The organism is Candidatus Competibacter denitrificans Run_A_D11 (assembly GCF_001051235.1).
Taxonomy (GTDB): Bacteria; Pseudomonadota; Gammaproteobacteria; order Competibacterales; family Competibacteraceae; genus Competibacter_A; species Competibacter_A denitrificans.
The window spans coordinates 67,153-87,902 of the sequence record NZ_CBTJ020000055.1 but is presented as its reverse complement, the minus strand read 5'-3'; the positions used below and the strand labels follow the sequence as shown (position 1 = coordinate 87,902).

The 20,750-nt window shown below is 57.3% G+C and carries 25 protein-coding genes, 2 pseudogenes and 1 riboswitch; of the genes and pseudogenes, 19 read left to right on the top strand and 8 right to left on the bottom strand.

The window, feature by feature from the left end:
* Positions 1 to 6: 6 nt before the first annotated feature.
* Positions 7 to 789: a type I 3-dehydroquinate dehydratase gene (gene aroD, locus BN873_RS12075; RefSeq protein WP_048673990.1), complete on the bottom strand. Its 783-nt coding sequence runs from the start codon at positions 787 to 789 to the stop codon at positions 7 to 9.
* A gap of 219 nt (positions 790 to 1,008) precedes the next feature.
* Between aroD and BN873_RS12070 the strand changes: the two genes are divergently transcribed.
* The 5 genes from BN873_RS12070 to BN873_RS12050 all read left to right on the top strand — a co-directional run bounded on the left by BN873_RS12070 (position 1,009) and on the right by BN873_RS12050 (position 4,502).
* Complete coding sequence (locus BN873_RS12070) at positions 1,009 to 1,710, top strand: IclR family transcriptional regulator (RefSeq protein WP_048673988.1); 702 nt, start codon at positions 1,009 to 1,011, stop codon at positions 1,708 to 1,710.
* Between the two features lie 96 nt (positions 1,711 to 1,806).
* Positions 1,807 to 2,013 (top strand): hypothetical protein, encoded by a 207-nt coding sequence (locus BN873_RS20400; RefSeq protein ID WP_048673987.1) that lies wholly within the window; start codon positions 1,807 to 1,809, stop codon positions 2,011 to 2,013.
* Positions 1,982 to 3,256 carry an endonuclease/exonuclease/phosphatase family protein gene (locus BN873_RS12060; RefSeq protein WP_171820466.1) on the top strand — a complete coding sequence of 425 codons (1,275 nt, stop codon included), beginning with the start codon at positions 1,982 to 1,984 and terminating at the stop codon, positions 3,254 to 3,256. The genes BN873_RS20400 and BN873_RS12060 overlap by 32 nt, the downstream gene beginning before the upstream one ends.
* Positions 3,257 to 3,513: 257 nt before the next feature.
* Complete coding sequence (locus tag BN873_RS12055; RefSeq protein ID WP_139031702.1) at positions 3,514 to 3,984, top strand: hypothetical protein; 471 nt, start codon at positions 3,514 to 3,516, stop codon at positions 3,982 to 3,984.
* Between the two features lie 188 nt (positions 3,985 to 4,172).
* Complete coding sequence (locus tag BN873_RS12050) at positions 4,173 to 4,502, top strand: DHCW motif cupin fold protein (RefSeq protein ID WP_048673980.1); 330 nt, start codon at positions 4,173 to 4,175, stop codon at positions 4,500 to 4,502.
* Positions 4,503 to 4,972: 470 nt separating this feature from the next.
* Here the strand turns inward: BN873_RS12050 and BN873_RS21355 are convergent.
* Together BN873_RS21355 and BN873_RS19525 are read right to left on the bottom strand one after the other, a co-directional pair.
* A pseudogene (locus tag BN873_RS21355) lies at positions 4,973 to 5,116 on the bottom strand (IS110 family transposase); the annotation flags it as partial.
* A gap of 14 nt (positions 5,117 to 5,130) precedes the next feature.
* Positions 5,131 to 5,308: pseudogene (locus BN873_RS19525) on the bottom strand (IS110 family transposase); the annotation flags it as partial.
* Between BN873_RS19525 and BN873_RS20110 the strand changes: the two are divergent.
* The 10 genes from BN873_RS20110 to BN873_RS11995 all read left to right on the top strand — a co-directional run bounded on the left by BN873_RS20110 (position 5,307) and on the right by BN873_RS11995 (position 14,021).
* Positions 5,307 to 5,750, top strand: coding sequence for a hypothetical protein (locus BN873_RS20110; RefSeq protein ID WP_171820465.1), 444 nt, complete (start codon positions 5,307 to 5,309; stop codon positions 5,748 to 5,750). The pseudogene BN873_RS19525 and the gene BN873_RS20110 sit on opposite strands and share 2 nt — an antisense overlap.
* A gap of 333 nt (positions 5,751 to 6,083) precedes the next feature.
* Positions 6,084 to 6,893, top strand: a complete 810-nt coding sequence (locus tag BN873_RS19520) for an alpha/beta fold hydrolase (protein ID WP_082161247.1) — start codon at positions 6,084 to 6,086, stop codon at positions 6,891 to 6,893.
* Positions 6,894 to 7,102: 209 nt separating this feature from the next.
* Positions 7,103 to 7,298: riboswitch (cobalamin riboswitch) on the top strand.
* A gap of 113 nt (positions 7,299 to 7,411) precedes the next feature.
* Positions 7,412 to 8,092 (top strand): energy-coupling factor ABC transporter permease, encoded by a 681-nt coding sequence (locus tag BN873_RS12030; RefSeq protein WP_048673973.1) that lies wholly within the window; start codon positions 7,412 to 7,414, stop codon positions 8,090 to 8,092.
* A complete protein-coding gene (gene cobM, locus BN873_RS12025; protein ID WP_048673971.1) occupies positions 8,085 to 8,894 on the top strand; it encodes a precorrin-4 C(11)-methyltransferase in 810 nt (269 codons plus the stop codon). The genes BN873_RS12030 and cobM overlap by 8 nt, the downstream gene beginning before the upstream one ends.
* 15 nt (positions 8,895 to 8,909) lie before the next feature.
* Positions 8,910 to 9,593, top strand: coding sequence for a precorrin-8X methylmutase (locus tag BN873_RS12020; protein WP_048673970.1), 684 nt, complete (start codon positions 8,910 to 8,912; stop codon positions 9,591 to 9,593).
* A complete protein-coding gene (locus BN873_RS12015; protein WP_048673968.1) occupies positions 9,590 to 10,765 on the top strand; it encodes a cobalt-precorrin-5B (C(1))-methyltransferase in 1,176 nt (391 codons plus the stop codon). The genes BN873_RS12020 and BN873_RS12015 overlap by 4 nt, the downstream gene beginning before the upstream one ends.
* Complete coding sequence (locus BN873_RS12010; RefSeq protein WP_048673966.1) at positions 10,762 to 12,042, top strand: bifunctional cobalt-precorrin-7 (C(5))-methyltransferase/cobalt-precorrin-6B (C(15))-methyltransferase; 1,281 nt, start codon at positions 10,762 to 10,764, stop codon at positions 12,040 to 12,042. Before BN873_RS12015 ends, BN873_RS12010 begins: the two co-directional genes overlap by 4 nt.
* 69 nt (positions 12,043 to 12,111) lie before the next feature.
* Positions 12,112 to 12,885 carry a precorrin-2 C(20)-methyltransferase gene (gene cobI, locus BN873_RS12005; protein WP_048673964.1) on the top strand — a complete coding sequence of 258 codons (774 nt, stop codon included), beginning with the start codon at positions 12,112 to 12,114 and terminating at the stop codon, positions 12,883 to 12,885.
* A complete protein-coding gene (locus tag BN873_RS12000) occupies positions 12,882 to 13,616 on the top strand; it encodes a cobalamin biosynthesis central domain-containing protein (RefSeq protein WP_048673962.1) in 735 nt (244 codons plus the stop codon). The genes cobI and BN873_RS12000 overlap by 4 nt, the downstream gene beginning before the upstream one ends.
* 9 nt (positions 13,617 to 13,625) lie before the next feature.
* Positions 13,626 to 14,021, top strand: a complete 396-nt coding sequence (locus BN873_RS11995) for a hypothetical protein (RefSeq protein WP_048673960.1) — start codon at positions 13,626 to 13,628, stop codon at positions 14,019 to 14,021.
* A gap of 53 nt (positions 14,022 to 14,074) precedes the next feature.
* On the opposite strand, the gene BN873_RS11990 is transcribed toward BN873_RS11995, so the two are convergent.
* The 4 genes from BN873_RS11990 to BN873_RS11980 form a co-directional block, all read right to left on the bottom strand.
* On the bottom strand, positions 14,075 to 14,464 hold the full coding sequence (locus BN873_RS11990) for a tautomerase family protein (protein WP_048673958.1): 390 nt from the start codon (positions 14,462 to 14,464) through the stop codon (positions 14,075 to 14,077).
* Positions 14,465 to 14,606: 142 nt separating this feature from the next.
* On the bottom strand, positions 14,607 to 15,107 hold the full coding sequence (locus tag BN873_RS11985) for a hypothetical protein (RefSeq protein WP_048673956.1): 501 nt from the start codon (positions 15,105 to 15,107) through the stop codon (positions 14,607 to 14,609).
* Between the two features lie 638 nt (positions 15,108 to 15,745).
* Positions 15,746 to 15,976 (bottom strand): hexameric tyrosine-coordinated heme protein, encoded by a 231-nt coding sequence (locus tag BN873_RS19515; protein ID WP_082161245.1) that lies wholly within the window; start codon positions 15,974 to 15,976, stop codon positions 15,746 to 15,748.
* 137 nt (positions 15,977 to 16,113) lie between these two features.
* Entirely contained in the window at positions 16,114 to 16,866 is a 753-nt protein-coding gene (locus BN873_RS11980) for a hypothetical protein (protein ID WP_048673954.1), read from the bottom strand.
* Between the two features lie 180 nt (positions 16,867 to 17,046).
* Here BN873_RS11980 and BN873_RS11975 point away from each other — a divergent pair, with 180 nt between their 5' ends.
* The 4 genes from BN873_RS11975 to BN873_RS11960 are packed head-to-tail and all read left to right on the top strand — an operon-like array spanning position 17,047 to position 20,292.
* Positions 17,047 to 17,439: a cobalamin biosynthesis protein gene (locus BN873_RS11975; protein WP_048673952.1), complete on the top strand. Its 393-nt coding sequence runs from the start codon at positions 17,047 to 17,049 to the stop codon at positions 17,437 to 17,439.
* A complete protein-coding gene (gene cobJ, locus BN873_RS11970) occupies positions 17,439 to 18,416 on the top strand; it encodes a precorrin-3B C(17)-methyltransferase (protein ID WP_053085332.1) in 978 nt (325 codons plus the stop codon). Before BN873_RS11975 ends, cobJ begins: the two co-directional genes overlap by 1 nt.
* On the top strand, positions 18,413 to 19,012 hold the full coding sequence (gene cobO / locus BN873_RS11965; protein WP_048673951.1) for a cob(I)yrinic acid a,c-diamide adenosyltransferase: 600 nt from the start codon (positions 18,413 to 18,415) through the stop codon (positions 19,010 to 19,012). Before cobJ ends, cobO begins: the two co-directional genes overlap by 4 nt.
* The gene (locus tag BN873_RS11960) at positions 19,012 to 20,292 is read left to right on the top strand and encodes a cobyrinic acid a,c-diamide synthase CobB (RefSeq protein WP_048673949.1); all 1,281 of its coding nucleotides are present in this window, start codon (positions 19,012 to 19,014) and stop codon (positions 20,290 to 20,292) included. Before cobO ends, BN873_RS11960 begins: the two co-directional genes overlap by 1 nt.
* 19 nt (positions 20,293 to 20,311) lie before the next feature.
* On the opposite strand, the gene msrB is transcribed toward BN873_RS11960, so the two are convergent.
* Positions 20,312 to 20,746, bottom strand: coding sequence for a peptide-methionine (R)-S-oxide reductase MsrB (gene msrB / locus BN873_RS11955; RefSeq protein ID WP_171820464.1), 435 nt, complete (start codon positions 20,744 to 20,746; stop codon positions 20,312 to 20,314).
* Between the last annotated feature and the right edge of the window lie 4 nt (positions 20,747 to 20,750).

Here is a 20,750-nt window from a genome sequence, read left to right as displayed (position 1 = left end):
GCGCACTCATTGGCCCTTGAGGGCGTGTTGGAGAATCTGCACCACCGTCTGCAATTGCTCGATGGGAATTTGCCCCGGTGCCGAGCTTTGTTCACCCACCGCGAAGCTGACCGATGAGCCGAACAGCCAGCCAAACAGGCGACTCAGCGAGCCGTAAGCGCCCATCGACATACTGATGATCGGCAGCGAAATGCGATGACGCGCGGTCAGGGTGGCCTCCAGCAAGGTCAACACATCGCGCAGGTCCTTTGGCATCACCGCGATCTTGGCGACATCGGCCCCGGCGTGTTCCATAGCGATGAATTGGGCCACCAGCGTGGGCGCATCCGGCGTTTCCTGGAAATTGTGATACGACGCGATCAACCGGCAGTCAGTGGCCTTGGCCAACGCCACCGCCTGGCGGAAATAGCGCGCTTCGATGCTCAATTCATAATCGAACAAATCAACGCAGCCCGCCCCACAGACGGCGGCATACAACTCGAACACCTGCTCTTCAGTCAACGGGATCGGCTGACCGCCCTCGCGGATCGAGCGGCGGGTAAAAATGAGCGGAATCGAGCCGGCCTGTTGCTGGATCATCTGGCCCAGCGCCACCACCCGACCGCTATCGGCGATGCCGGAAAAGAAATCGACCCGCCATTCCAGCAAATCCGGGCGCTTGGGCAGGATCACGGCCAATTCCCGCGCGACGGCTTCCTCGGTCGCCCCAACCAGCGGGGTGCAAACCAACGGCTCCTGATCGGCGGCTAAGGATTTGCGGGCTAAGTGAATCGATCTGGAAAATGACATGGCAACTCCTCAGATCCCCTATAAAGTCGTTTTATTTGACAAAATTAGATTCTAATATAATGGAATATTATATGAATAGCTCGACAAAGTTATCACCCGCTACCCATTTGATAAAAATAGTTTTTACCAAGCGGTGGTAAGTTGATCGCTGCTGTCAAGCGGGGCTGAAATCTGCCATAATCAGAGAATAGAATTTCATTTTATTATTGAGGCCAATCTATGAGCGACGAGGGGGGTGTAGCTGCGGTTGACCGGGCGCTGACGTTGCTCGATGCTTTCAAGGAAGCGGATCAAAGTCTGACGTTGACCGAGCTATCCAAGCGGGTAGGCTTTTACAAAAGCACCACGCTGCGACTGGCGGAATCGCTGGAGCGATTCGGCTATCTGCGACGGCTGGACGACGGTGCGTTTCGACTGGGGCCGAAACCGCTATTTTTGGGGTCACTCTATCAGAAGCACTTCAAGACGGCGGATTTCGTCCCGCAGGTGCTGCGGAAAATCGTCGATGAGTTGCAGGAAAGCGCGTCTTTTTTCATCCGCGACGACAATCAACGGGTCTGCCTGCATCGGGTGGACTCGCCGCGCGCAATTCGGGATTCCATCCAGGAAGGCGCGCGCTTGCCGCTGACGGCGGGCGCATCGGCCCATGTCATCCTGGCGTTTAACGGCCTCAGCGGCGCCAAATACGACCAGATCCGTGAACGGCTATTTGCGGTTTCGCTGGGCGAACGCGACCCGGAAACCGCCGCGATTGCCTGCCCGGTGTTTACCGTCGAGCAAAAGCTCAGCGGCGCAATCAGCGTTTCCGGCCCTAAATACCGCTTTGAAAAAATCAACACCGCCAAGATCGTCGAGGTGCTGCACCAGCACTGCAAGGAATTGTCTGAGGCGTTGGGGGGTCGTTGGCCCCATAAGGCATAAGCCGTTTTCAGCTCCTGGGAGAGCGTGATGGAATTCGGCCTTCTTCCTCAAGTCACCGGCTGCGAAAGTTGTGCGGCATCGGTGCGAGTGTAGTGGATGAAGGAGGAAATTCATCCCGGCGGCTTTCTTGGCTTTGCCGCCTGCGGCCAATGCGGTTTTGTCAAACTGACGGTGGCGGCCGGAAATCTGCAAGATTTAGCAGTGTGCCGCGCGATGGTGAGGTTTGCCTTCGGTGCCGATAGCGTTGTGCTCTATGCTGAGGAGCGTGGAATTGGTCAATCTCGTGCAAAACCGTTCGCTTAAATACTGGGTCGTGCCACTCCTTGCGCTCCTGCTGAGCAGTGCGCTTCAGGCGCGCGAGTTGTCGGTGATGACCTGGAATCTCGGTTGGCACATGGACAACGCGCTGTTCAGGCAATGGCTTGATGCCTGTAGCGGCCGTTTTGCCCGCGACCGAAACGATGGCCTGTGGAAACCCAGTCCCAGTGGCCCCGCCACCGGCTGGGAGTTGCGATGGGGTCGAGATGCGCCGATCCAGTGGGATATCGCCCGGATTCCTCCGTGCGATGTCTATCAGGAAAATCACCGCATCGTTCCGCCGACCACTGCAGCCTACGCCAAGCGCCGCCAACAGATCGCAGAGGTGATCCAGCGGCAAGCGCCTGATGTCATCGCCTTTCAGGAAGTCAGTGGCAAAGCGGCTGTGCTGGAAATCCTGCCTGACGGCGGTCAGGATTATCAGGTATGTTCTTTTGAAGGCTATGGCGTCCAGCGTCTGGCCTTTGCCTGGCGGCGAACGCTTGGCGAGGCTGCCGAAGCGTGTAGCGCTTATGCGCCGTTGTCTTTGCCCGCGCGACCCCCGGAAGATCGCCCTCGGCCAGGGCTGGCGCTGGGCTTGCGGGTCGATGGTCAATTGCTCCGGTTGCTGAATCTCCACCTAAAATCGGGCTGTGTCTCGCCTCTGGAAAGCAGCGATCCGAACGGCAGAGGGCAACTGGCGGGCAATCATTCCCCCTGTTTGGTCTTGCAGGAGCAATTGCAACCGTTGGAAGCCTGGCTGGAACAGCAGAGCCAGGGAGCCAACCGATTGATGGTGCTGGGTGACTTTAACCGCAATTTGGCCCAGGAAGCTGCACGACCGCCCAGCGAGGCCGTTCGGCCCGTGAGGAATCCCACCGACCCGTATCAACCGGGGATACGCTCTGGAAATTTGTGGCGGGAGATCAACGACGGTCAGCCGCCGACATCCAAACTCACCTTGTTACCTATTCGGTGCCTGGAGGGTCCATCGGCGCCCCTTTGCGAAGCGGCTAAAACCCGGCTACTGACCGAGGATGAAACCAACGTCTTGCGAAACCCCGCTGCGCTGGGTTGCCGCAATCCGGTCGGCTTGGATGGCATCGCCGTCAGCGGAACCACCAACGCCATTGCTGAAAAAGTAGCGCTTGGTCGCTTCGGGCGCACGCGCGCCGCCGACCGCGCCCATCCCGATCCGCTGCTGGCGGTGTCCGATCACTGCCCACTGGTTGGACGGTTTGCTTTCTAAATGCCAGTCTTGGGCGTGTAATCGGCTGATTGGAGGCGGGTGTATAATTTGCTGGCTCAGCCAAGATAACCCAAGTTTTATAGAGTTTTTGAGAAATATGAAGGCTATTAAATTTATAAAAATTATAATATTACGATGTTATGGATTGAGAAATCGTAAATATACTGGAACCGCATAATCATTTGTTCGCCCATCAAAGAAACATGCCACTCTCCCTGGATGACGACCGCTGGAACACATTGAGGACGGCGTACAAGATGCCTGCCACCGATGTCGTCTCGTGGCTCGCCACCGCATACCTGTCTGGCATGAATGACGAATTGCTCGGCGACATTATCAATGACGTTCAGCATCAGGGCGACACTTCAGAGGCCATGTACGCCGTAGCCCCACATCTGTTGGCACTATCGCAGAAATCCAGCGGCAAGATGGCGTTGCTGATGCTCATTCACGCCGGTCTAATTTCCGCGTCTTCCCAATCACAAATCGCCGTACCTTGTCCAGCCGATCTTGCAACTGAATTTCAAGCCACAAACAACCTCGGCAGGTCAATGGTGTTGGCACAGCTTGCACATAACCATGAGTTTGATGATTTCAAATACTTGATCGCCGCGCTAGCAGGTTTTTCAGGACACGGCCGATTTGGTCGGCTTATCGAGGGCTTTGATCTTTATCAAGACCAGTTCCATCATGCGTTGCTCGATACTCCAATCGACGACGAGCGGTGACGAGAGAAGGGCGAACAAGGCGGTCAACCCGAGCGGCGGATCGGGCGTTTTCTGAAATCAAAGGTTCTTGGCCGCCGCCGGGTTACCTTGGTCGTTAGGCATCACACACGAACCGATTCGCGCCACCGCGACCAGACCCCAGATCCACGAACCGCCGCCGCGCCAAGAGCACCTCTGAGATACCGATCATGAAGATGGAAGGCATACCCTTTGGCACCACCGACTGGGAGTCGATTCCTCGCACCGAGCATAAAGGAACCACCGGGGTCGCCTACTGGCGCACAGCGAACTTCGGGAGTATTCGAGTGCGCATGGTTGAGTACTCACGAGGCTACGACGCCGACCACTGGTGTTCCAAGGGCCACATCTTGCTGTGCTTGGACGGGGAACTCGAAACCGAGCTTGAAGACGGCCGCAGATTCATCCTGAAGCCGGGCATGAGCTACCAGGTTGCCGACGGAGCTGAACCGCACCGTTCGCGCACTGAAGTTGGCGCTACACTGTTTATCGTCGACTGAAGGCGATGCGTGCAAACCAGCGCAGTAATGCCTAACAACTCGCTCAACCGGCCCGCTACGGCGCTTGCCGTAGCGGGTCCGGTTAGCTCGAACTACAAGGGCTTTCCCGGAAGTCAAGCAAAAGCCGGCCACGACGAAAAGCGTAGCGATTCGTCGATGAGTGTATTCGGATGTTAAACCGCCGAGCCAGGGTCTTGAGCGCTGAGCAGTGAATCAGGTGCGGACTGGAGAAACTACAACCGGTCATTGATGCGGCTTTGATGCCACGGACCCTGATGAAAGACGCGCGCGGGGGCCTCATTCGTGAATCGAGGATCGCCTAAGCGGCCTCCCAGAGTTCAACAGGTACTCCCCACACAGGTCCAACCTAAATCATCAACGCGAGAGGTCACTGGGTGGCGGGATGATGGGTGAGAAGCTTCTCCTTGTGGGGGCGAGATGAGGGGGATATCGCTTAGGCGCTGTTGTCATCAGGTCGGCAGGGCGAAGCGTTCACCCTGATGGAGCACGGCCCACGCCAGACGCGCATTCTTGGCGGCGATGGCCACGACCGCCTTCCAATACCCCCGGCGCTGTTCCAGCGCCGCCGCCCAGCGGCTGATGGCGTCGGTCTTGGTTTTGGCGAGGAGTGGTGGGCACCCGAACAGGCTTCCATGCCGATCACGCACGGTGGCAAACTCGCGATCAACTCGTGCAGCCTGGCGCGGTACGCTCGGACGCACCAGGGCCGGCTGGCCGTGCTCGTCCACCCCATGTACCGCGAACACGTTCTTGGTAAGATCGATCCCGACATACACAATAGCCATGATTTCCCCTCCCGAGTCCGTTGATGAGATTCGCTACCCTATCTTGGCACTCATTGCCGCTCGCCGCACAGCAACCGGTTCTGGACAGGAAAGCCCCTTTCATTCGTTAGCTTGCACTATGAAAATCACATGCCCCTCATGTAATAGCCAAGTTGAAATTGGCTTCTCCCAGCTTGCTTCTTTAGACTGGCGAAAAGATCGAGATGATGAAATCCTGCTAAAATGCTGCGGATGTGTCCCTATAATGCCGCCTCTTTACAGATTGATCTCTACACTGTTTAGCATTGGAGCAGGAGTACTAACCTTTAAGGTTTGGAATACCTCGCTCGATCAAGATACATTAATCAAAACCGTAGTCTTTTTCTTCACCATGCTCGTAGTAAAAGCAGTCATTGCCATTTGCTACCTTAAGATGGGCGGAAAACTAGAAAGTGCAGGCTAACAAATCGTTCAAACCGAAAATGCTTTGCAGGTCTGACGTTTATGGTAGCGTGTACCACAACGCAATGCTGCTGCGCACTTCTGCTTAACTCAGGTGTTGGGCCTCTTCATTCCAAGAAACTGCGGCGAGATCAGATTCCGAGTAAGCACGATGTTCCTCACTCATTAATTCCCAGAACTGCTAAAACGCTATCCACAACGTGTTTCAAATTCCCTGGGTGGCGGTATTTTTCGGGCAACTTGGGCCAGTATGGGCAGCAATTGGTGCAATATTCGCAATCGCTGGTCTTATGACACACTTCAGAAAAATCCGAGTGGCTACAAGAAAAATCACATGAAAACCAAATTACTCATTGAATGTATTACCTTTCTGATGGTGGCTTTGCTCTCTGGCTGCACAACGCTACAAGGCGCACTAACGGAAAATATCAATAATCGACAAGTCGAGTATGTTCTCGTTAAGCACGATACTGGAACGGTTGTCTTTGAAAATGGCCTTGGGGGAGAAATCAACTGGTGGGAAAAGGTATTTCCAGAAATATCAAAAGACATTACAGCATTTGCCTATAACCGCCCTGGTTACGGGAAAAGTGATCCCGCTTCAACACCTCGTGATGGTACTCATATCGTTAATGAGCTGCGCTCGTTGCTTCGCAGCAAAGATCTAAACCCACCTTATGTATTGGTAGGCCACTCGCTTGGCGGTTTGTATATGCAACTTTTTGCCCGGCGTTATCCAGATGAGGTAACAGCACTCATCCTTGTTGATTCTACTCATCCCGCCCAATTGAAAGGCAAAGGCTCACCTGAAAATTGGCCCACTTGGTTCCGTTTTGTTTTTGGTGTGGCGACATCTTCTGTGGAGAGAGACGAAATGAATGCAATCAATACCACAGGAGAAAATGTATTGAGCTTGCCATCGTTTATCGGTAAACCGGTCATTGTACTCAGTGCGTCACAGCCCATGAAAGAAAAATCAGAGTTGGCGGATGATGCAAATGAAAAACGTAAAGACCTCGCCCGACTTTATCCAGGATCAAAACAAATATGGGTGGATAGCGGGCACGGTATCCCACTAGAAAAACCCGAGTCAGTTATTTCTGCAATCCGCGAGGTTCTACCGCTAAAGCCACAAAAACCCTAACCTTACATTCGAGACGGACTGGCTACACGCCAGCCCCTCAATTAAACGCCAGTTGACTCTTTAATGGCGCCGTCACCCTCGCTCTCAAAAAATTCATCGCTTGTCGTGAACAGCGTCAGATCGCTATACCCGCGCCACGCCCAACCACTTTGCCGTCTACCTGCAACGGCATGATTCCTCACACTAACGACATAGCCCCGGAATTACTGTAAGATCTCGCCATCTTGGGTGCACTCCTAGAGTGTGAAACGGGAAGTCGGTGACGCTGGACAACCAGCCATTCCGACGCAGCCCCCGCTGCTGTAAGCCTGACAACTCCGCGAAACGCCACTGTGTAGGTTCCACGGGAAGGCGCGGACGAGATCGACGGCAAGCCAGAAGACCGGCCCAGGAGACTTGATGGTGCAAGCCCCGGGGCGCGGGTTTGGCCGGTGGGCAAACTTTTGACCCCTCGACCGCTAGCTGCTTCATCCCCGATGGCTTGCGTTCGAAGTCGGTTGAACATAAAAGGGTTGCCCATGCATATCGAACCAGGCGTCGTCGATGGCGCCAAAATCATCCTCAGCTACGCCACCGCAGCTACAGTTCTGACCACAGCCGGTTGGCTCGCTTTCAAAGCCGTGCGCCAGCACGGATTCATCACCTTAACCGTCCGTAGCCTGATCGCGGCCTTACTCACCTTTTGCTGCTTTGAGGTCTTGCCGCATCCGCCGGTTGGGGTTTCCGAAGTCCATCTGATCCTCGGCACCACGCTATTGCTGCTGCTCGGCCCCGCCGCCGCCGCGCTCGGCCTGGCCGCCGGGTTGCTGCTGCAAGGCGCTCTTTTCGCCCCCATCGATCTGCCGCAATACGGGATGAACGTCACTACCCTGCTGGCCCCGTTGTTCCTGATCGCGGCGTTGGCGCAAAAGATCATTCCGGCGCGTACTGCGTATGTTGATCTCGGCTACAGCCAGCTTTTCAAACTGTCACTGGCTTATCAGGGCGGCATCATCGCCTGGGTCGCGTTCTGGGCGTTTTACGGCCAGGGCGTCGGTGCGGGAAATCTGACGCAAGTCGCTACCTTCGGCGGCGCGTATCTGACGATCATTCTCATTGAACCGTTGGTTGATCTCGCCGTGCTGGCTGCCGCCAAGTCGCTGCGGGGCTTGAGCGGCTCGGCGTTGCTCGAACGACGGTTATTCGCCGCTCATGCCTGACACTACGTTTGGACAGGTTTGGTTCGTCGGGGCTGGCCCCGGCGATCCCGACCTGATCACCGTCAAAGGTCGCACGCTGCTGGAACGGGCGGGCGCGATCCTGTTCGCCGGTTCGCTGGTCGATCAGGCCGCAACCCGCTATGCCCCGGCTGGTTGTGAAATCCGCGATTCCAAAGACATGACGCTGGACGCGATGACCGACTGGCTGATCGAGCGGGCGGCGCGGCATGAGACGGTGGTGCGCTTACAGACCGGCGACCCCGGTCTGTACGGCGCATTGATTGAGATGACCCGGCCACTGACCGCCGCCGGGATTCCGTGGGCGGTGGTGCCGGGTGTGTCCTCGGCGATGGCGGCGATGGCAGCGGCAGGCGAAACCCTGACCCTGCCGGAAGTGACCCAGACCGTGATCCTGACCCGGGTGGCTGGACGCACACCGATGCCGCCCGGTGAAGACCTGGCGGCACTGGCTGCGCACCGCACCACGCTGTGCATTTATCTGTCGATTACCCTGTTGCACAAGGTGCAAGCCGCTTTGCGCGAAGCAGGCTGGCCGGAGGATGCACCCATGCTGGTGGTGCAAAAAGCCAGTTGGCCGGGTGAGGAAAAAATCGTGCGTGGCACCCTGGCCGACATCAAACGCCTATGCCAGGCGGAAAAGATCGCCAGCCAGGCCATGATCGTCGCCAGCCCGACGCTGGGCGCTGCCGACTGGCCGGAACTGGCCCGTTCCAAGCTGTATGATCCGACCTTCGCCCATCGCTTCCGCAAGGCAACTCTCGACCCAACCGAGCCGATTTAATCGTCACAGGCCGCCATGACCGTTACTGCTAATCGCATCACTGAACAACTGACCGCCGCTGGTCGCGCCATCGAGCACGATTCCTTCACCATTATCGACGCCGAAGCCGGGCCGCACTGCTACACCGCCGAGCAATGGCCGCTGGTGCGGCGGATGATCCACGCCACCGCCGATTTCGAGTTCAACGGCTTAACCGTCTTCCATCCCGACGCCATGCAGGCCGGGTTACAGGCCGTGCGCAAAGGCGGTACGCCCCTCGTCGCCGATGTGGAGATGATCTGCGTCGGGCTGTCACAGCCGCGGCTGGCCCATTTCGGTTTAACCACCCATCACTACATCGCCGATGCCGATGTGATTGAAGCTGCCAAAGCCGCCAATAGCACCCGCGCGGTGCAGGCGATGCGCAAAGCCTGGCGTCTGGGCACGTTGGACGGTGCGATTGTCGGCATTGGCAATGCGCCCACCGCCTTGATCGAGCTGATCCGCCTGATTCGCACCGAAGGGGTGCGGCCTGCGTTGATCATCGGAATGCCGGTTGGCTTTGTGTCCGCCGCCGAATCGAAAGCCTCGTTGATGACGGTTGCAGAAACGCCGTGGGTAGCGATTGAGGGCCGCAAGGGCGGCTCGACACTGGTGGTGGCGGCGATTCATGCCTTATTGTCGCTGGCGGAAACGGCGCCAGCCCAATCGGCCGCATGAGCGAGGAAAACATCGTCGGCCATGCGCTCAAGCCCGCCAGGGTACGCAAGGGCGATAGCCGCCGCGCCCGTGGCAACCGTACCGGATTTACCACCGGCGCATGTGCAGCGGCGGCAGCAAAAGCCGCTACGGTGGGCCTGCTGACCGGCGCAGTGCCGGACAGCATCGTTTGTCAGTTGCCCAACGGCCAGGCGGTGACCTTCGCAGTGACGGAGGGTCGTCTGGATGGAAGCGGCGAGACTCGCACCGCCCATGCCGTGGTGATCAAAGATGCCGGTGATGATCCCGACGCTACCCACGGCGCGCACCTGACTGCTGACGTTTGCCTCCTGCCCGATCAAGCCGGAGAAATCGCGCTGAAAGGTGGCCCCGGCGTCGGTGTGGTCACCAAAGAAGGGCTGGGTTTGGCGGTCGGCGGCCCGGCCATCAATCCGGTGCCACAACGGAACATTCGCGCCAACCTCCGCGCCGTAGCTGCCGAGTTGCTGGCGACAGCAGGGCTGGAAGTGACGATTTCGGTGCCAGGCGGCGAGACCATCGCGCAAAAGACCCTTAACGCCCGCCTGGGGATTCTGGGTGGTATTTCGATCCTGGGCACGACGGGCATCGTCCGCCCGTATTCAACGGCGGCGTTTCGCGCCAGCGTGGTACAAGCCATTGAGGTAGCGGCGAATCAGAGACAGACCGCTGTCGTATTCACGACCGGCGGCCGCACCGAGAAATTCGCCATGCGCCAGCTACCCGACCTGGATGAATCCTGTTTCGTGCAGATGGGCGATTTTGTCAAAGCCGCTTTCACCACTGCCGTGCAGCGGAATTTCACCGCGATTTATCTGGGCGTGATGGTCGGTAAGCTGACCAAGCTGTGCCAGGGCTTGAGCGTAACCCATGCCTGGCGGGCGCCGGTGGATCGCGTCATTCTGGCCGAGGCGGCGCAGGCGGTGGCTGCGCCGGATGCATTGATTGAGGCCATCCGCGCCGCCGAAACGGCTCGGTTTGCGGCAGAACAACTGGCCCGGTTGGGCTTAACGGTCGCTTTCCACCGGCAACTGGCGCTTAGAGCGATTCGTAGCCTGAAAACTCAATACCCCGGCGGCTATCAACTGACGGTACTGGTCTGCGACTTTGAAGGCCAGTTCATTTGCCGAGTCGCTGAGGAAAACATCTTATGAGTGCGACGGTCACCCTCATCGGCCTGCTGGACGACGGCTGGGCGGGCTTGTCGGAAACTGCCCGGCATAGTCTAAACAAGGCCGATCTGGTCATCGGCGCTGGCCGCACCCTGGAACTGGTGCGCGTCCACCTGGCACCGGCTGCCGAAACCCGCGATCTCGATGGCGGCTTGAGCCAGAGTCTGCTCTGGATCAGAGCGGCGCTGGCGACGGAGCGCGCCGTCGTCGTGCTGGCAACCGGCGATCCGCTGTGCCACGGTATCGCCCGCTATCTGATCGGCCAGCTTGGGGCCGACGCCGTGACGGTGCTGCCCGCGCCTTCGACTCTGCAACTGGCCTTCGCCCGCTTCAAAAAGCCGTGGCAGGATGTCGTCATTGCCTCATGCCACGGCCCGGACGCCGGGGAATGGACGGTAGGCGCAACGCCAGATCATGGCCTGTATCCGGTGATTCGCGCCATCGCCCGGCATCCGCGCATTGCGGTCTTCACCGGCCCGCGCAATAACCCGGCGCGGCTGGCGCGGGCCTTGCTCACTGCCGGTTACCACACCGAGGTCACGCTATCCATCGCCTGCCGCCTATTGTTGGCTGATGAGGCCATCTTCCCCGATTTGAGCCTTGCCGAGGTCGCCGCGCGCGAGTTCCCCGAACCCAACGTGCTGCTGGTCGAACGTGGCCCGACGCTTGAACTGCCCCGTTTCGGCCTGGAAGATCATGAATATCAGCAGCGAGCACCCGATAAGGGCCTGATCACCAAACAGGAAGCGCGGGCGCTGACGCTGGCCAAATTACGCTTGCAACCAGACGCCATCGTTTGGGATATCGGCGCGGGATCGGGTTCGGTCGGCATCGAGTGCGCGCGACTGACCCCACAAGGCCACGTCTGGGCTATCGAAAAGAACGAAGCCGATGCCGCCAACGCGCAGGCCAACGCGCTCCGGTTTCGGCTCAGCAACTACACGCTGTGCATCGGCAAAGCACCGGCGCTGCTGGCTGCCTGGCCCGACCCCGACGCCGTGTTCATCGGTGGTTCTGGTGGCGAATTGGCCGGGTTGATCGACCTCATAGTATCGCGCCTGAAACCAAACGGACGGCTGGTGATGAACTTCGTCACCCTGGAAAACCTGGCGACCGCTACCACGGTTTTACAGGCCGCCGGCGTCGGCTGGGACGTAGTGCAACTGCAAGCCAGCCGCAGTCAACCGATTCTTGATCATCACCGCCTGGCAGCGCAAAACCCGGTGTGGATTGTTACCGCCCACAAGGAACCCGCATGACTATTAAATTTAACAATATCTTAGAATTCCCTATCCCGCTGGGACAGGGCTAGGGTGAGGGATTCTTCGATGCAAAGCTACGGCAAATTAATCGGCGCATCGCTCGGCCCTGGCGACCCGGATCTCATCACCCGCCGGGCCTGGGCGGCCGTCACCTCCGGGGCGCGCTGGCTGTATCCGGTCAAGAAGGCCGAAGATGCCTCCTATGCGCTGTCCATCGTCGAGCGTGGCGGTCTGCCCAAACCCGCCGATGCCGAAGCACTGGTCTTTCCCATGACCCGCGACCCGGAGATTCTGGCCAAGGCGTGGGCACGCGCGGCGACGCGCACGGTCGAGCTGCTGGCCGAGGGCCGCGACCTGGTGTTTCTGGTGGAAGGCGATGCCTCGACCTTTGCCACCTTCGGCCATCTGGCGCGAGTGGTGCGGGAACTGGCTCCGGCGGTGGTGGTGGAAACCATTCCCGGCGTGTCGTCCTTCGCCGCTGCCGCGGCGACGACCGGCGTGGCGCTGGCGGAAGAAGACGAAACCATCGCCGTGATTCCGACCGCCTACGGCATCGCGGTCATCGATCATTTGCTGGATGAATTCGATACGCTGGTCTTGATGAAGGTCAAGCCGCTGATTGATGACGTGATCGAACTGATCGAACGGCGCGGCCTCGCGGCGACCGCCTGTTTCATCGAAAAAGTCGGTGCGCCGGATCAGCGCATCGTCCGCGATGTGACCTGCCTCAAGGGCCAGACGGTGCATTATCTGTCGCTGATGCTGGTGCAGAATCCCGGCCGGGCGCGGGGCGCATTGCACCGGGGCTGCCGTAAACCATCGGCTGCCAAAGCGGTATGAAACTCGCCATCGTCGCCATCACCCGCCACGGCATCGCGCTGGCCGGTCGGATGCTGGCGGTTTTGCCCGATACCCGGCTGTTTGTGCCGGAGAAATTCCGGGCGGACGCTGAGCGCGTCGCCCCTGATGCGAGCTGTAGCTATCCGGGCAAAGTCGGCGATCAAATCCCGGCGCTCTTCGCGGCTTTTGAAGGGATTATCGCTATCGTCTCGGTGGGCGCGGTGGTGCGGCTGATCGCCCCACACTTGCGTGATAAGACACAAGACCCGGCGGTGGTGGTGGTGGATGAAGCCGGGAAATTTGCCATTCCCGTGCTATCCGGCCATCTGGGCGGCGCCAATGCGCTCGCCAGGCAATTGGCCACCGCGCTGGGGGCAACGCCGGTACTGACTACGGCTTCGGATGTGCGGCAAACCCTGGCGGTCGATTTGCTGGGGCGGGAGCTGGGCTGGACCTTGGAGGCATCGCACGAAACGCTGGTCCGAGCCAGCGCCGCCGTGGTCAATGACGAACCGGTGGCGCTGGTGCAGGAAGTCGGTCGCACGGACTGGTGGCCTCATCACGCCAACGGTCGCAGTGGGCCGCTGCCTGCCAACCTGGCGTTATTCGATCAGCTTGAAGCGATTGATCCCACTGCGTTTGCTGCCGTGTTGTGGATCAGCCACCGCGAATTGCCCACCGCGCTGGCGGAACCGTTGCGCGGCAAGCTGGTGATTTACCGGCCAGGCTGATGAGCCAGAATGAAGGGTTTTTTGAGTGCGGTGCTGATCATCCTTGGCATTCTGGCTGGTTTGGCGGTTGCGGGATTTTATTTTCTGGATCGGCTCTTTTCGGATTTATGCGGCAATGAAATTTTTCAGGAAAAAGCAGCGCCGAAGGGCCGTTTCAAAGCTGTGTTATTTCAGAGGGATTGCGGGGCAACTACCGGTTTCAGCACACAGGTTTCTTTAATTCCGGTTGATGCTCCATTACCAAATGAGAGCGGTAATGTTTTTGTCACTAATGGCCACCCGCAAGATACTCAAATCAACTTGCAATGGCGAACGCCGGAAAACCTTCTGATAAGAAATGGTGTGAGCCTGAAAACTATTAAACAGGAAGTCTTTTATCAGGGAATCCGAATTGATTATGAGTAGGCATTGTACGCTTTGCCCTGTTGTATTTATTGGGAAGAAGAAAATAGAAAATACTATACATTTACCTTGTATCCTAACGCTAATTCATCGCCGCACATGCCACGAATACCCCAATTTTGTTTTGGCGTCTCGATTATTGTGATTTCGATGTTATGCGGATCAATTTCTGCCTCGCGGGCGATATTGGCAAACAGAAGGCGTATCAATGCCTTTTTCGCCTCGATTGAGCGACCCTCAAACATTGAAATTTCAATAATTGTGTAATTTTCGCTTCGATCAGACGGGAATAGGAAATCTGACTTATCGAGTCCAATGAAACGGTGAAATTTCTTGTCTGGAGGGTAGGCTAATGCTTCGACAACTGCGCTGTGAATTGCAGATGAAAGTGAAGATGATTTTTCCGCAAGTGACGATTTGAGGCCATAGATTTTGATTTGTGCCATAAAGCGTGTCCTTGTGAAGTCTAACGCAAAGCTCAGCGGGCGAAACGATAGCGAAGCTCTGCTGGAGCGCTGGATTAGCCGATATTGGAATATTAGAACCGACCCTATTCTCGCTCTGTAGCCCCTCAATTGAAATCATAATCTACAAGTACTCTCTGGTATAGATGCCATAAAACGCCTCATTCTCGAACTGGAACCCTACATCCATACCCTTTAGCCACTTGCCTTTAACAGAATCATATATATCTTTATCTGGCTGATTTATATAGTCGAAAATAAAGTCTCCCCAATGTACCATTTCATGAAGAATGGTTGCTGTCATGATAAGGTCATAGGGTTTACTAACGCGGTAATCCGGATCTTGCTTCTCGAATTCTCGACACAAATTCCTGCTGATGAATATCTTATCGCGGTTTCGCTTAAATCTAGGGCGATAACTGCCATAGGAACGCTGAACGGATATGTCTATTGTCGGTGGAAAGCCATTGTAAGAAAGCGCTGAAGCCGCAGCGGATGTAGATAATTGGCTATATTTCAAAAAAGCAGGCCAAATTCTTGCGTCGTAGCGACATTTAGGTATCTCAATAGTGATCCATTCTGCAAGTTTGGGAAAATTACGGTTTAGGCTGGGATCTATTCGCATGTGAGTTACTCCTCTTAACGTTCGAGCTGAGCCGACTGCGGAGGCAGGTAGCGTAAGCCCGGACTGAGAAAATATACCGCGTATCTCAAGCCGGGCTTGCGAACGCGCCATGCGCATCGTGGTGGAGCGGCTGGTTAGGCAGTATCATGGGTGCCTGTTCTGCCTAGCGCGCGTTCTAGCGTTTGCCGAATAAAGCACTGTGGCCATCACGGCGATCAAAAGCGTCACAAGAACAAAAGCTATCCACGATATTCCTGCCACCAAGATCCCTTTGGCCCACGGTTCACGAGGCAGAAGGAGGGCAATAACGATCACTGCCCCCAACACCCAAGGCCCTTTGCTCTGAATCGATACTATTCCCACTCGACAAAGAGTTTTCGTCCAAGAGTCTCGAGGGTGCGAGCGCACCGCTGTCCAAACTGCGCGGCCCCACTCCACGCACGTATTCACGAGCACGAAGCCAAGCAACAAGCCACCGATAATAGCGGCAAGAGTTGGTGCGAACGACATTGATGCTGCCTAACACCTGAGTTAAGCCGCGCCGACTGAGCGGCGCCGATAGCATAAGGTATTTTGCCTTGGTATGCCGACGCCGCGAAGTGGGGTCGGTTTGAACGAACCGTTAGGTGCCTGGCTACTCATGTTCGCCAGTAATTGTTGGCCGCGGCTACGGTTTGGAAATTAATTGCGATCACTTGAGAAGCCCAAGTAAGGCCTTCCGCGGAATTTGCATAATCTGGGCGGAGTTTCTTCAAGACCTCTACATCTGGCTGAGTATATTTGACGCCGCGGCGACTAAGGGTAATCGCCAGCTCAAATCCCTCTTGTGGCGTTGAAGTGATTAGTGAAGGAAGCCAAGTATCTGTCATTTATGTCACCTTTTTCTTGCAGAGTAGTTGATCGGTCAGGCGCTTTTCATATGCTGCGATGATGCTACACAGGCACCTAACGTGGAGGTCACCGGCGCTACGCAGCTTTATCGCGCAGCGTCCGGTGGACCGTAGGGTTAGGTTGCTTTTCCATTTAGAACAAGAAGCCTTTGAGAAACTTCGAGGATGTCTTGCGCTATTTTGAGCAAGATGAAATAGGGAAGAGGCACACCGCCGACTTGATACTGAAGAAGGTGGTGTATGGGGGCGTCAAATGTATTGTCCACGTCACTCCCGCCCGCGGCTGAAGGATGCGACCCGTCCAGAGTGTTTGCAACCCTCTTAATAACCATTTCCCGTGAAATTGCCACAGTTTCGTATTGCCCTTTCTCCTTCGGGTTTTGAAATGCAACACGCACTGCCTCAGCTCCCATCCACTGCATGAATGTGCAGCGTGTAACGGCTACTGAATCGAGAGCCTTTATAAGAGGCTGGTCGAAGGAAGTCGAAACCAAGGCGAACTTTCCGAGTTCGATTTGTGATGCGGTTGGTTTGACGGCTATTCCAAGCGTGAAGTCACCATCGCTTTCGCCCATTCCAGGCCCCGAAGCAAGATGACCTTTGCTTGCATATGTGATGACACCCCCAGGCAAATAGCAGAACACATAGTTGTGCCCACGAGCAGCCTTGAGAACTTTCTTTGCTGGCACACCCGTCTTGAATGCGATGGCATTAGAAAACTTCGGCGCCAACGATTGGAGTGGCTTCTTCAGCTCTGTCCATACACGTAGCGCGTGCGAAAGATCCAGAAGTGATACCTGATCATAGGTACGCACAGCGACTTCATAGTGCCGACGCAGCCGCTCGAGATGTAAGAACACGGTATTCATAGCAACCTAACAATTAATTATATGGTTCTGCATAACCCCACTATAGCGAAGTTATACAGAAAAATCCGCGAACTCCCATCGCATCCGCCAACCATCTTAGCCATTGCCATGTGGGGTTAATGGTACGATTCGCTTGCCTGGCACCAGCCTGGCTACCCGTCATTTTAGAGGAATCACCTATTGAAAATCGCCCTCGGCCTCGGCTGTGACCGTGGCACACCGGCCGCCACTATCGCGCAATGCATCGCCGAAGCGCTGACCGCCTGCGGATCAAGCCTGGCCGAGGTGGTAGCAGTCGCGTCCATCGACCTCAAGGCTGATGAAGCGGGTTTTGCTGAACTGGCTGCCGCTTATGGCTGGCGTATCCGCTATTATTCCGCTGCTGAACTCGCCGCCGTGTCGGTGCCTAATCCCTCCGAAACCGTGCGCCGCTACACCGGCACGCCCTCGGTCTCGGAAGCAGCAGCGCTGCTGGCCGCTGGCGTGGATTCCAGCCAATTGTTGATCGAAAAACACCGGCGACGCGGCCCCGACGGTAAAAACGCCACAGTTTCCATTGCCAGAATAAGCTAATGAATAATATCGGAAAAATCATGCTCATCGGCCTGGGGCCGGGTAGTCTCGACCACCTGACCGCCCGCGCCCGCGCCGCACTGGCCGAGGCCGATACCGTGATCGGCTACGTGACCTACATCCGCCTGATTGCCGAACTGATCAAGGGTAAGGAAGTCATCAAAAAAGCGATGACGGAGGAACTGGATCGTGCGCTTGAGGCCCTCGATCACGCGCAACAGGGTAAAAAAGTGGCGATCATCTCATCCGGCGATGCGGGCGTGTATGGCATGGCTGGGCCGACTTTCGAGGTGTTGTTTCAAGCCGGTTGGACGCCGGATTCACCGATTCAAGTAGAGATCGTGCCCGGTGCATCGGCGCTCAACACCTGTGCATCGCTGGTCGGTGCGCCGCTGACTCACGATTTCTGCGCCATTTCCCTTTCCGATTTGCTGACACCCTGGCCAACCATCGCCCGCCGTCTGGATGCCGCCGCCTACGCCGATTTCGTGGTGGCGCTGTATAACCCGAAAAGCGGCCGCCGGGTTCAGCACATCGTCGAGGCGCAGCGCATTTTCTTACGCCACCGCGCTCCGCAAACGCCGGTCGCCATCGTCAAATCGGCGTATCGACCGAAGCAGCATCTGGAATTCACCACGCTGGATAAGCTGGCAGAAGCCGATATCGCCATGCTGGCGACGGTGTTGATCGGCAATTCCCATACGTTCATCCAACATGGCTTGATGGTGACACCGCGCGGCTATACCCAAAAGTACGAAGTCGCCGATGGCGAAACCAGCGCCAGAAGCGGTGAACGGGCTGGGCGATCATTGACCACAGGCTTAGCGGGCTGGCTGACGGCGATTCACGCCAGCGGTAAAAGTGCCGCCGAATTGGCTGCTGAATATCGTTTGCCGGAAGATTATCTTGCGGCAGTGCTGGCGGATGATCCGCCACCCGCTGGTGAAGTCAGTGACGCCGAGGCTCCTACGGAATGAGCCAGCCAGATACGCGCCATCAGACCCGGATGCAGCGCAAAAAGGCGGTGGTGGCTGAAAAAATCAGCGCGGCTCAAATTCAACGCGGGGTGTTCCTGCTGCATACCGGCATCGGCAAGGGCAAATCCTCAGCGGCTTTCGGCGTGCTAGCGCGGGCGCTGGGCCACGGCTTGCGCGCCGTGGTGATTCAGTTCGTCAAAAGCCGCAGCGATACCGGTGAAGAAGCGTTCTTCCGCCGCCAGCCTGGTGTGCAATGGCAGGTCATGGGTGAAGGCTTTACCTGGGAGACGCAGGACGCCAAACGCGATGCCGCCGCCGCCCGCGCCGCCTGGGAAACAGCGCAACAGGCGCTGACTGATCCCGCCGTTAATCTGCTGATCCTTGATGAATTTACCTATGTTTTCAAATACCGCTGGCTGGAACTTGAACCCGTGCTGGCGGCGATCTGCGCCCGACCACCCATGCAGCATCTCATCGTCACCGGTCGCGCCGCACCGCCGGAATTGATCACCATCGCCGACACCGTGACCGAAATGAATCTAGTGAAACATGCCTTTCAGGCCGGCGTGCAGGCCATGCCGGGGATTGAGTTCTGATGCCGACTTGTCCCGCCTTACTGGTCGCCGCACCGGCTTCGGGCCAGGGCAAAACCACAGTGGTTGCGGCGCTGGCCCGACTGCATGTCCGGCAAGGCCGTCGGGTGCGTGTCTTCAAATGCGGCCCCGATTTCCTTGATCCGCAGATTCATGCGCTGGCATCCGGCCAGCCGTGCGAGAACCTTGATTTTCGCATGGCGGGTGAAGCCGATGCCGCCTGGCGTCTGGCCAGAGCCGCTGCCACGGCCGATCTGATCCTGGTAGAAGGCGTGATGGGCCTGCATGATGGCGAACCATCCGCGGCGGAACTGGCCCGGCGGCTTGGCCTGCCGATCCTGCTGGTGCAGGATGCGGATGCGATGGCGGGCAGCTTTGGCGCGGTGGTGTGGGGCTTGAAGCACTACCGCGACGGTGCGCCGATCAGCCATGTGCTGGCCAATCGGGTCGGTAGCGCTTACCACGCCCAGCTTTGTCGGCAGACTTTACCCGCCGATATTGCCTGGCTGGGTCATCTGCCGCGTGATGCCGCCGCCGCACTGCCGGAACGCCATCTGGGGTTATTGCCTGCTGCCGAAATCGCCGATCTCGACGCCCGCATTGAACGGATGGCCGATCTACTCACCGCCACCGAAGCCGCTACTTTGCCGCCCACCGTGGAATTTATCGCCGCACCCGCGCCGATTTTGCCGCCATTGCTGGCTGGAAAAATTATCGCCGTCGCCCGTGATGCCGCGTTTTGCTTCCTGTATCCGGCCAATCTGGAATGCCTGGCAGCGCTGGGCGCAACTCTGCATTTCTTCTCACCATTAGCCGATGCCGCGCCGCCGCCCTGCGATGCGATCTGGTTGCCCGGCGGCTATCCCGAACTGCACGGCCCGACGCTGGCGGCTAATCGGGCGATGGCTCAGGCGCTGGCTACGCAGGTGGCGGTGGGCAAGCCGCTACTGGCCGAATGTGGCGGGATGATGGCCTGTTTCGACACGCTGTATACGGTGGAAGGCGTCGCCTACCCCACCTTCGGCCTATTACCGGGAGCGGTGCGGATGCAGCCGAAGCTGGCCGGGCTGGGAATGCTGAGCGCCGAACTGCCGGAAGGGCGGCTAACTGGTCACACCTTCCACTATTCCACCACGGAAACCCCGCTGGAACCGACCGGTCATGCCATCAAGTTGAATGGACGCGGTAGTGAGGCGATCTACCGCCGCCAGCGACTGATTGCCAGCTACATGCATTTTTATTTTCCTGCTAACCCGGAAGCTGCTGCGCGGCTGTTTCTATAGGGCATGGTTTTCAGGCCCTTCAATCTTGTTTCTTGAATTCCGTATAGCCCTCAGCCTCCAATTGGTCTTTGGGGATAAACCGCAAGGACGCCGAGTTGATGCAATAGCGCAAACCGCCCTGATCGGCAGGACCGTCGTCAAAGACATGCCCCAAATGCGAATCCGCTTTGGCGGATCTCACCTCAACCCGCCCCATGCCGTAACTGTGATCCGGCAGGCTTTTAATGCTCGCGCTGTTGATGGGCTTGGTGAAGCTGGGCCACCCCGTGCCGGAATCAAACTTGTCCCACGATGAAAACAGCGGCTCGCCAGAGACGATATCCACGTAAATGCCCTCTTGATGGTTGTCCCAATAGGCATTCTTAAATGGCGGCTCGGTTCCGGCCTGCTGGGTCACTTGATATTGTTCGGGTGTTAAGTGTTTTAAGGCACTTTCCTTGGTTTCTTTATTCATAGTC

Coding starts and splice junctions, on each gene's coding strand:
- aroD (WP_048673990.1), bottom strand. CDS start 789: ATGTCATTTTCCAGATCGATTCACTTAGCCCGCAAATCCTTAGCCGCC.
- BN873_RS12070 (WP_048673988.1), top strand. CDS start 1,009: ATGAGCGACGAGGGGGGTGTAGCTGCGGTTGACCGGGCGCTGACGTTG.
- BN873_RS20400 (WP_048673987.1), top strand. CDS start 1,807: ATGAAGGAGGAAATTCATCCCGGCGGCTTTCTTGGCTTTGCCGCCTGC.
- BN873_RS12055 (WP_139031702.1), top strand. CDS start 3,514: ATGCCTGCCACCGATGTCGTCTCGTGGCTCGCCACCGCATACCTGTCT.
- BN873_RS12050 (WP_048673980.1), top strand. CDS start 4,173: ATGAAGATGGAAGGCATACCCTTTGGCACCACCGACTGGGAGTCGATT.
- BN873_RS20110 (WP_171820465.1), top strand. CDS start 5,307: ATGATTTCCCCTCCCGAGTCCGTTGATGAGATTCGCTACCCTATCTTG.
- BN873_RS19520 (WP_082161247.1), top strand. CDS start 6,084: ATGAAAACCAAATTACTCATTGAATGTATTACCTTTCTGATGGTGGCT.
- BN873_RS12030 (WP_048673973.1), top strand. CDS start 7,412: ATGCATATCGAACCAGGCGTCGTCGATGGCGCCAAAATCATCCTCAGC.
- cobM (WP_048673971.1), top strand. CDS start 8,085: ATGCCTGACACTACGTTTGGACAGGTTTGGTTCGTCGGGGCTGGCCCC.
- BN873_RS12020 (WP_048673970.1), top strand. CDS start 8,910: ATGACCGTTACTGCTAATCGCATCACTGAACAACTGACCGCCGCTGGT.
- BN873_RS12015 (WP_048673968.1), top strand. CDS start 9,590: ATGAGCGAGGAAAACATCGTCGGCCATGCGCTCAAGCCCGCCAGGGTA.
- BN873_RS12010 (WP_048673966.1), top strand. CDS start 10,762: ATGAGTGCGACGGTCACCCTCATCGGCCTGCTGGACGACGGCTGGGCG.
- cobI (WP_048673964.1), top strand. CDS start 12,112: ATGCAAAGCTACGGCAAATTAATCGGCGCATCGCTCGGCCCTGGCGAC.
- BN873_RS12000 (WP_048673962.1), top strand. CDS start 12,882: ATGAAACTCGCCATCGTCGCCATCACCCGCCACGGCATCGCGCTGGCC.
- BN873_RS11995 (WP_048673960.1), top strand. CDS start 13,626: ATGAAGGGTTTTTTGAGTGCGGTGCTGATCATCCTTGGCATTCTGGCT.
- BN873_RS11990 (WP_048673958.1), bottom strand. CDS start 14,464: ATGGCACAAATCAAAATCTATGGCCTCAAATCGTCACTTGCGGAAAAA.
- BN873_RS11985 (WP_048673956.1), bottom strand. CDS start 15,107: ATGCGAATAGATCCCAGCCTAAACCGTAATTTTCCCAAACTTGCAGAA.
- BN873_RS19515 (WP_082161245.1), bottom strand. CDS start 15,976: ATGACAGATACTTGGCTTCCTTCACTAATCACTTCAACGCCACAAGAG.
- BN873_RS11980 (WP_048673954.1), bottom strand. CDS start 16,866: ATGAATACCGTGTTCTTACATCTCGAGCGGCTGCGTCGGCACTATGAA.
- cobJ (WP_053085332.1), top strand. CDS start 17,439: ATGAATAATATCGGAAAAATCATGCTCATCGGCCTGGGGCCGGGTAGT.
- cobO (WP_048673951.1), top strand. CDS start 18,413: ATGAGCCAGCCAGATACGCGCCATCAGACCCGGATGCAGCGCAAAAAG.
- BN873_RS11960 (WP_048673949.1), top strand. CDS start 19,012: ATGCCGACTTGTCCCGCCTTACTGGTCGCCGCACCGGCTTCGGGCCAG.
- msrB (WP_171820464.1), bottom strand. CDS start 20,746: ATGAATAAAGAAACCAAGGAAAGTGCCTTAAAACACTTAACACCCGAA.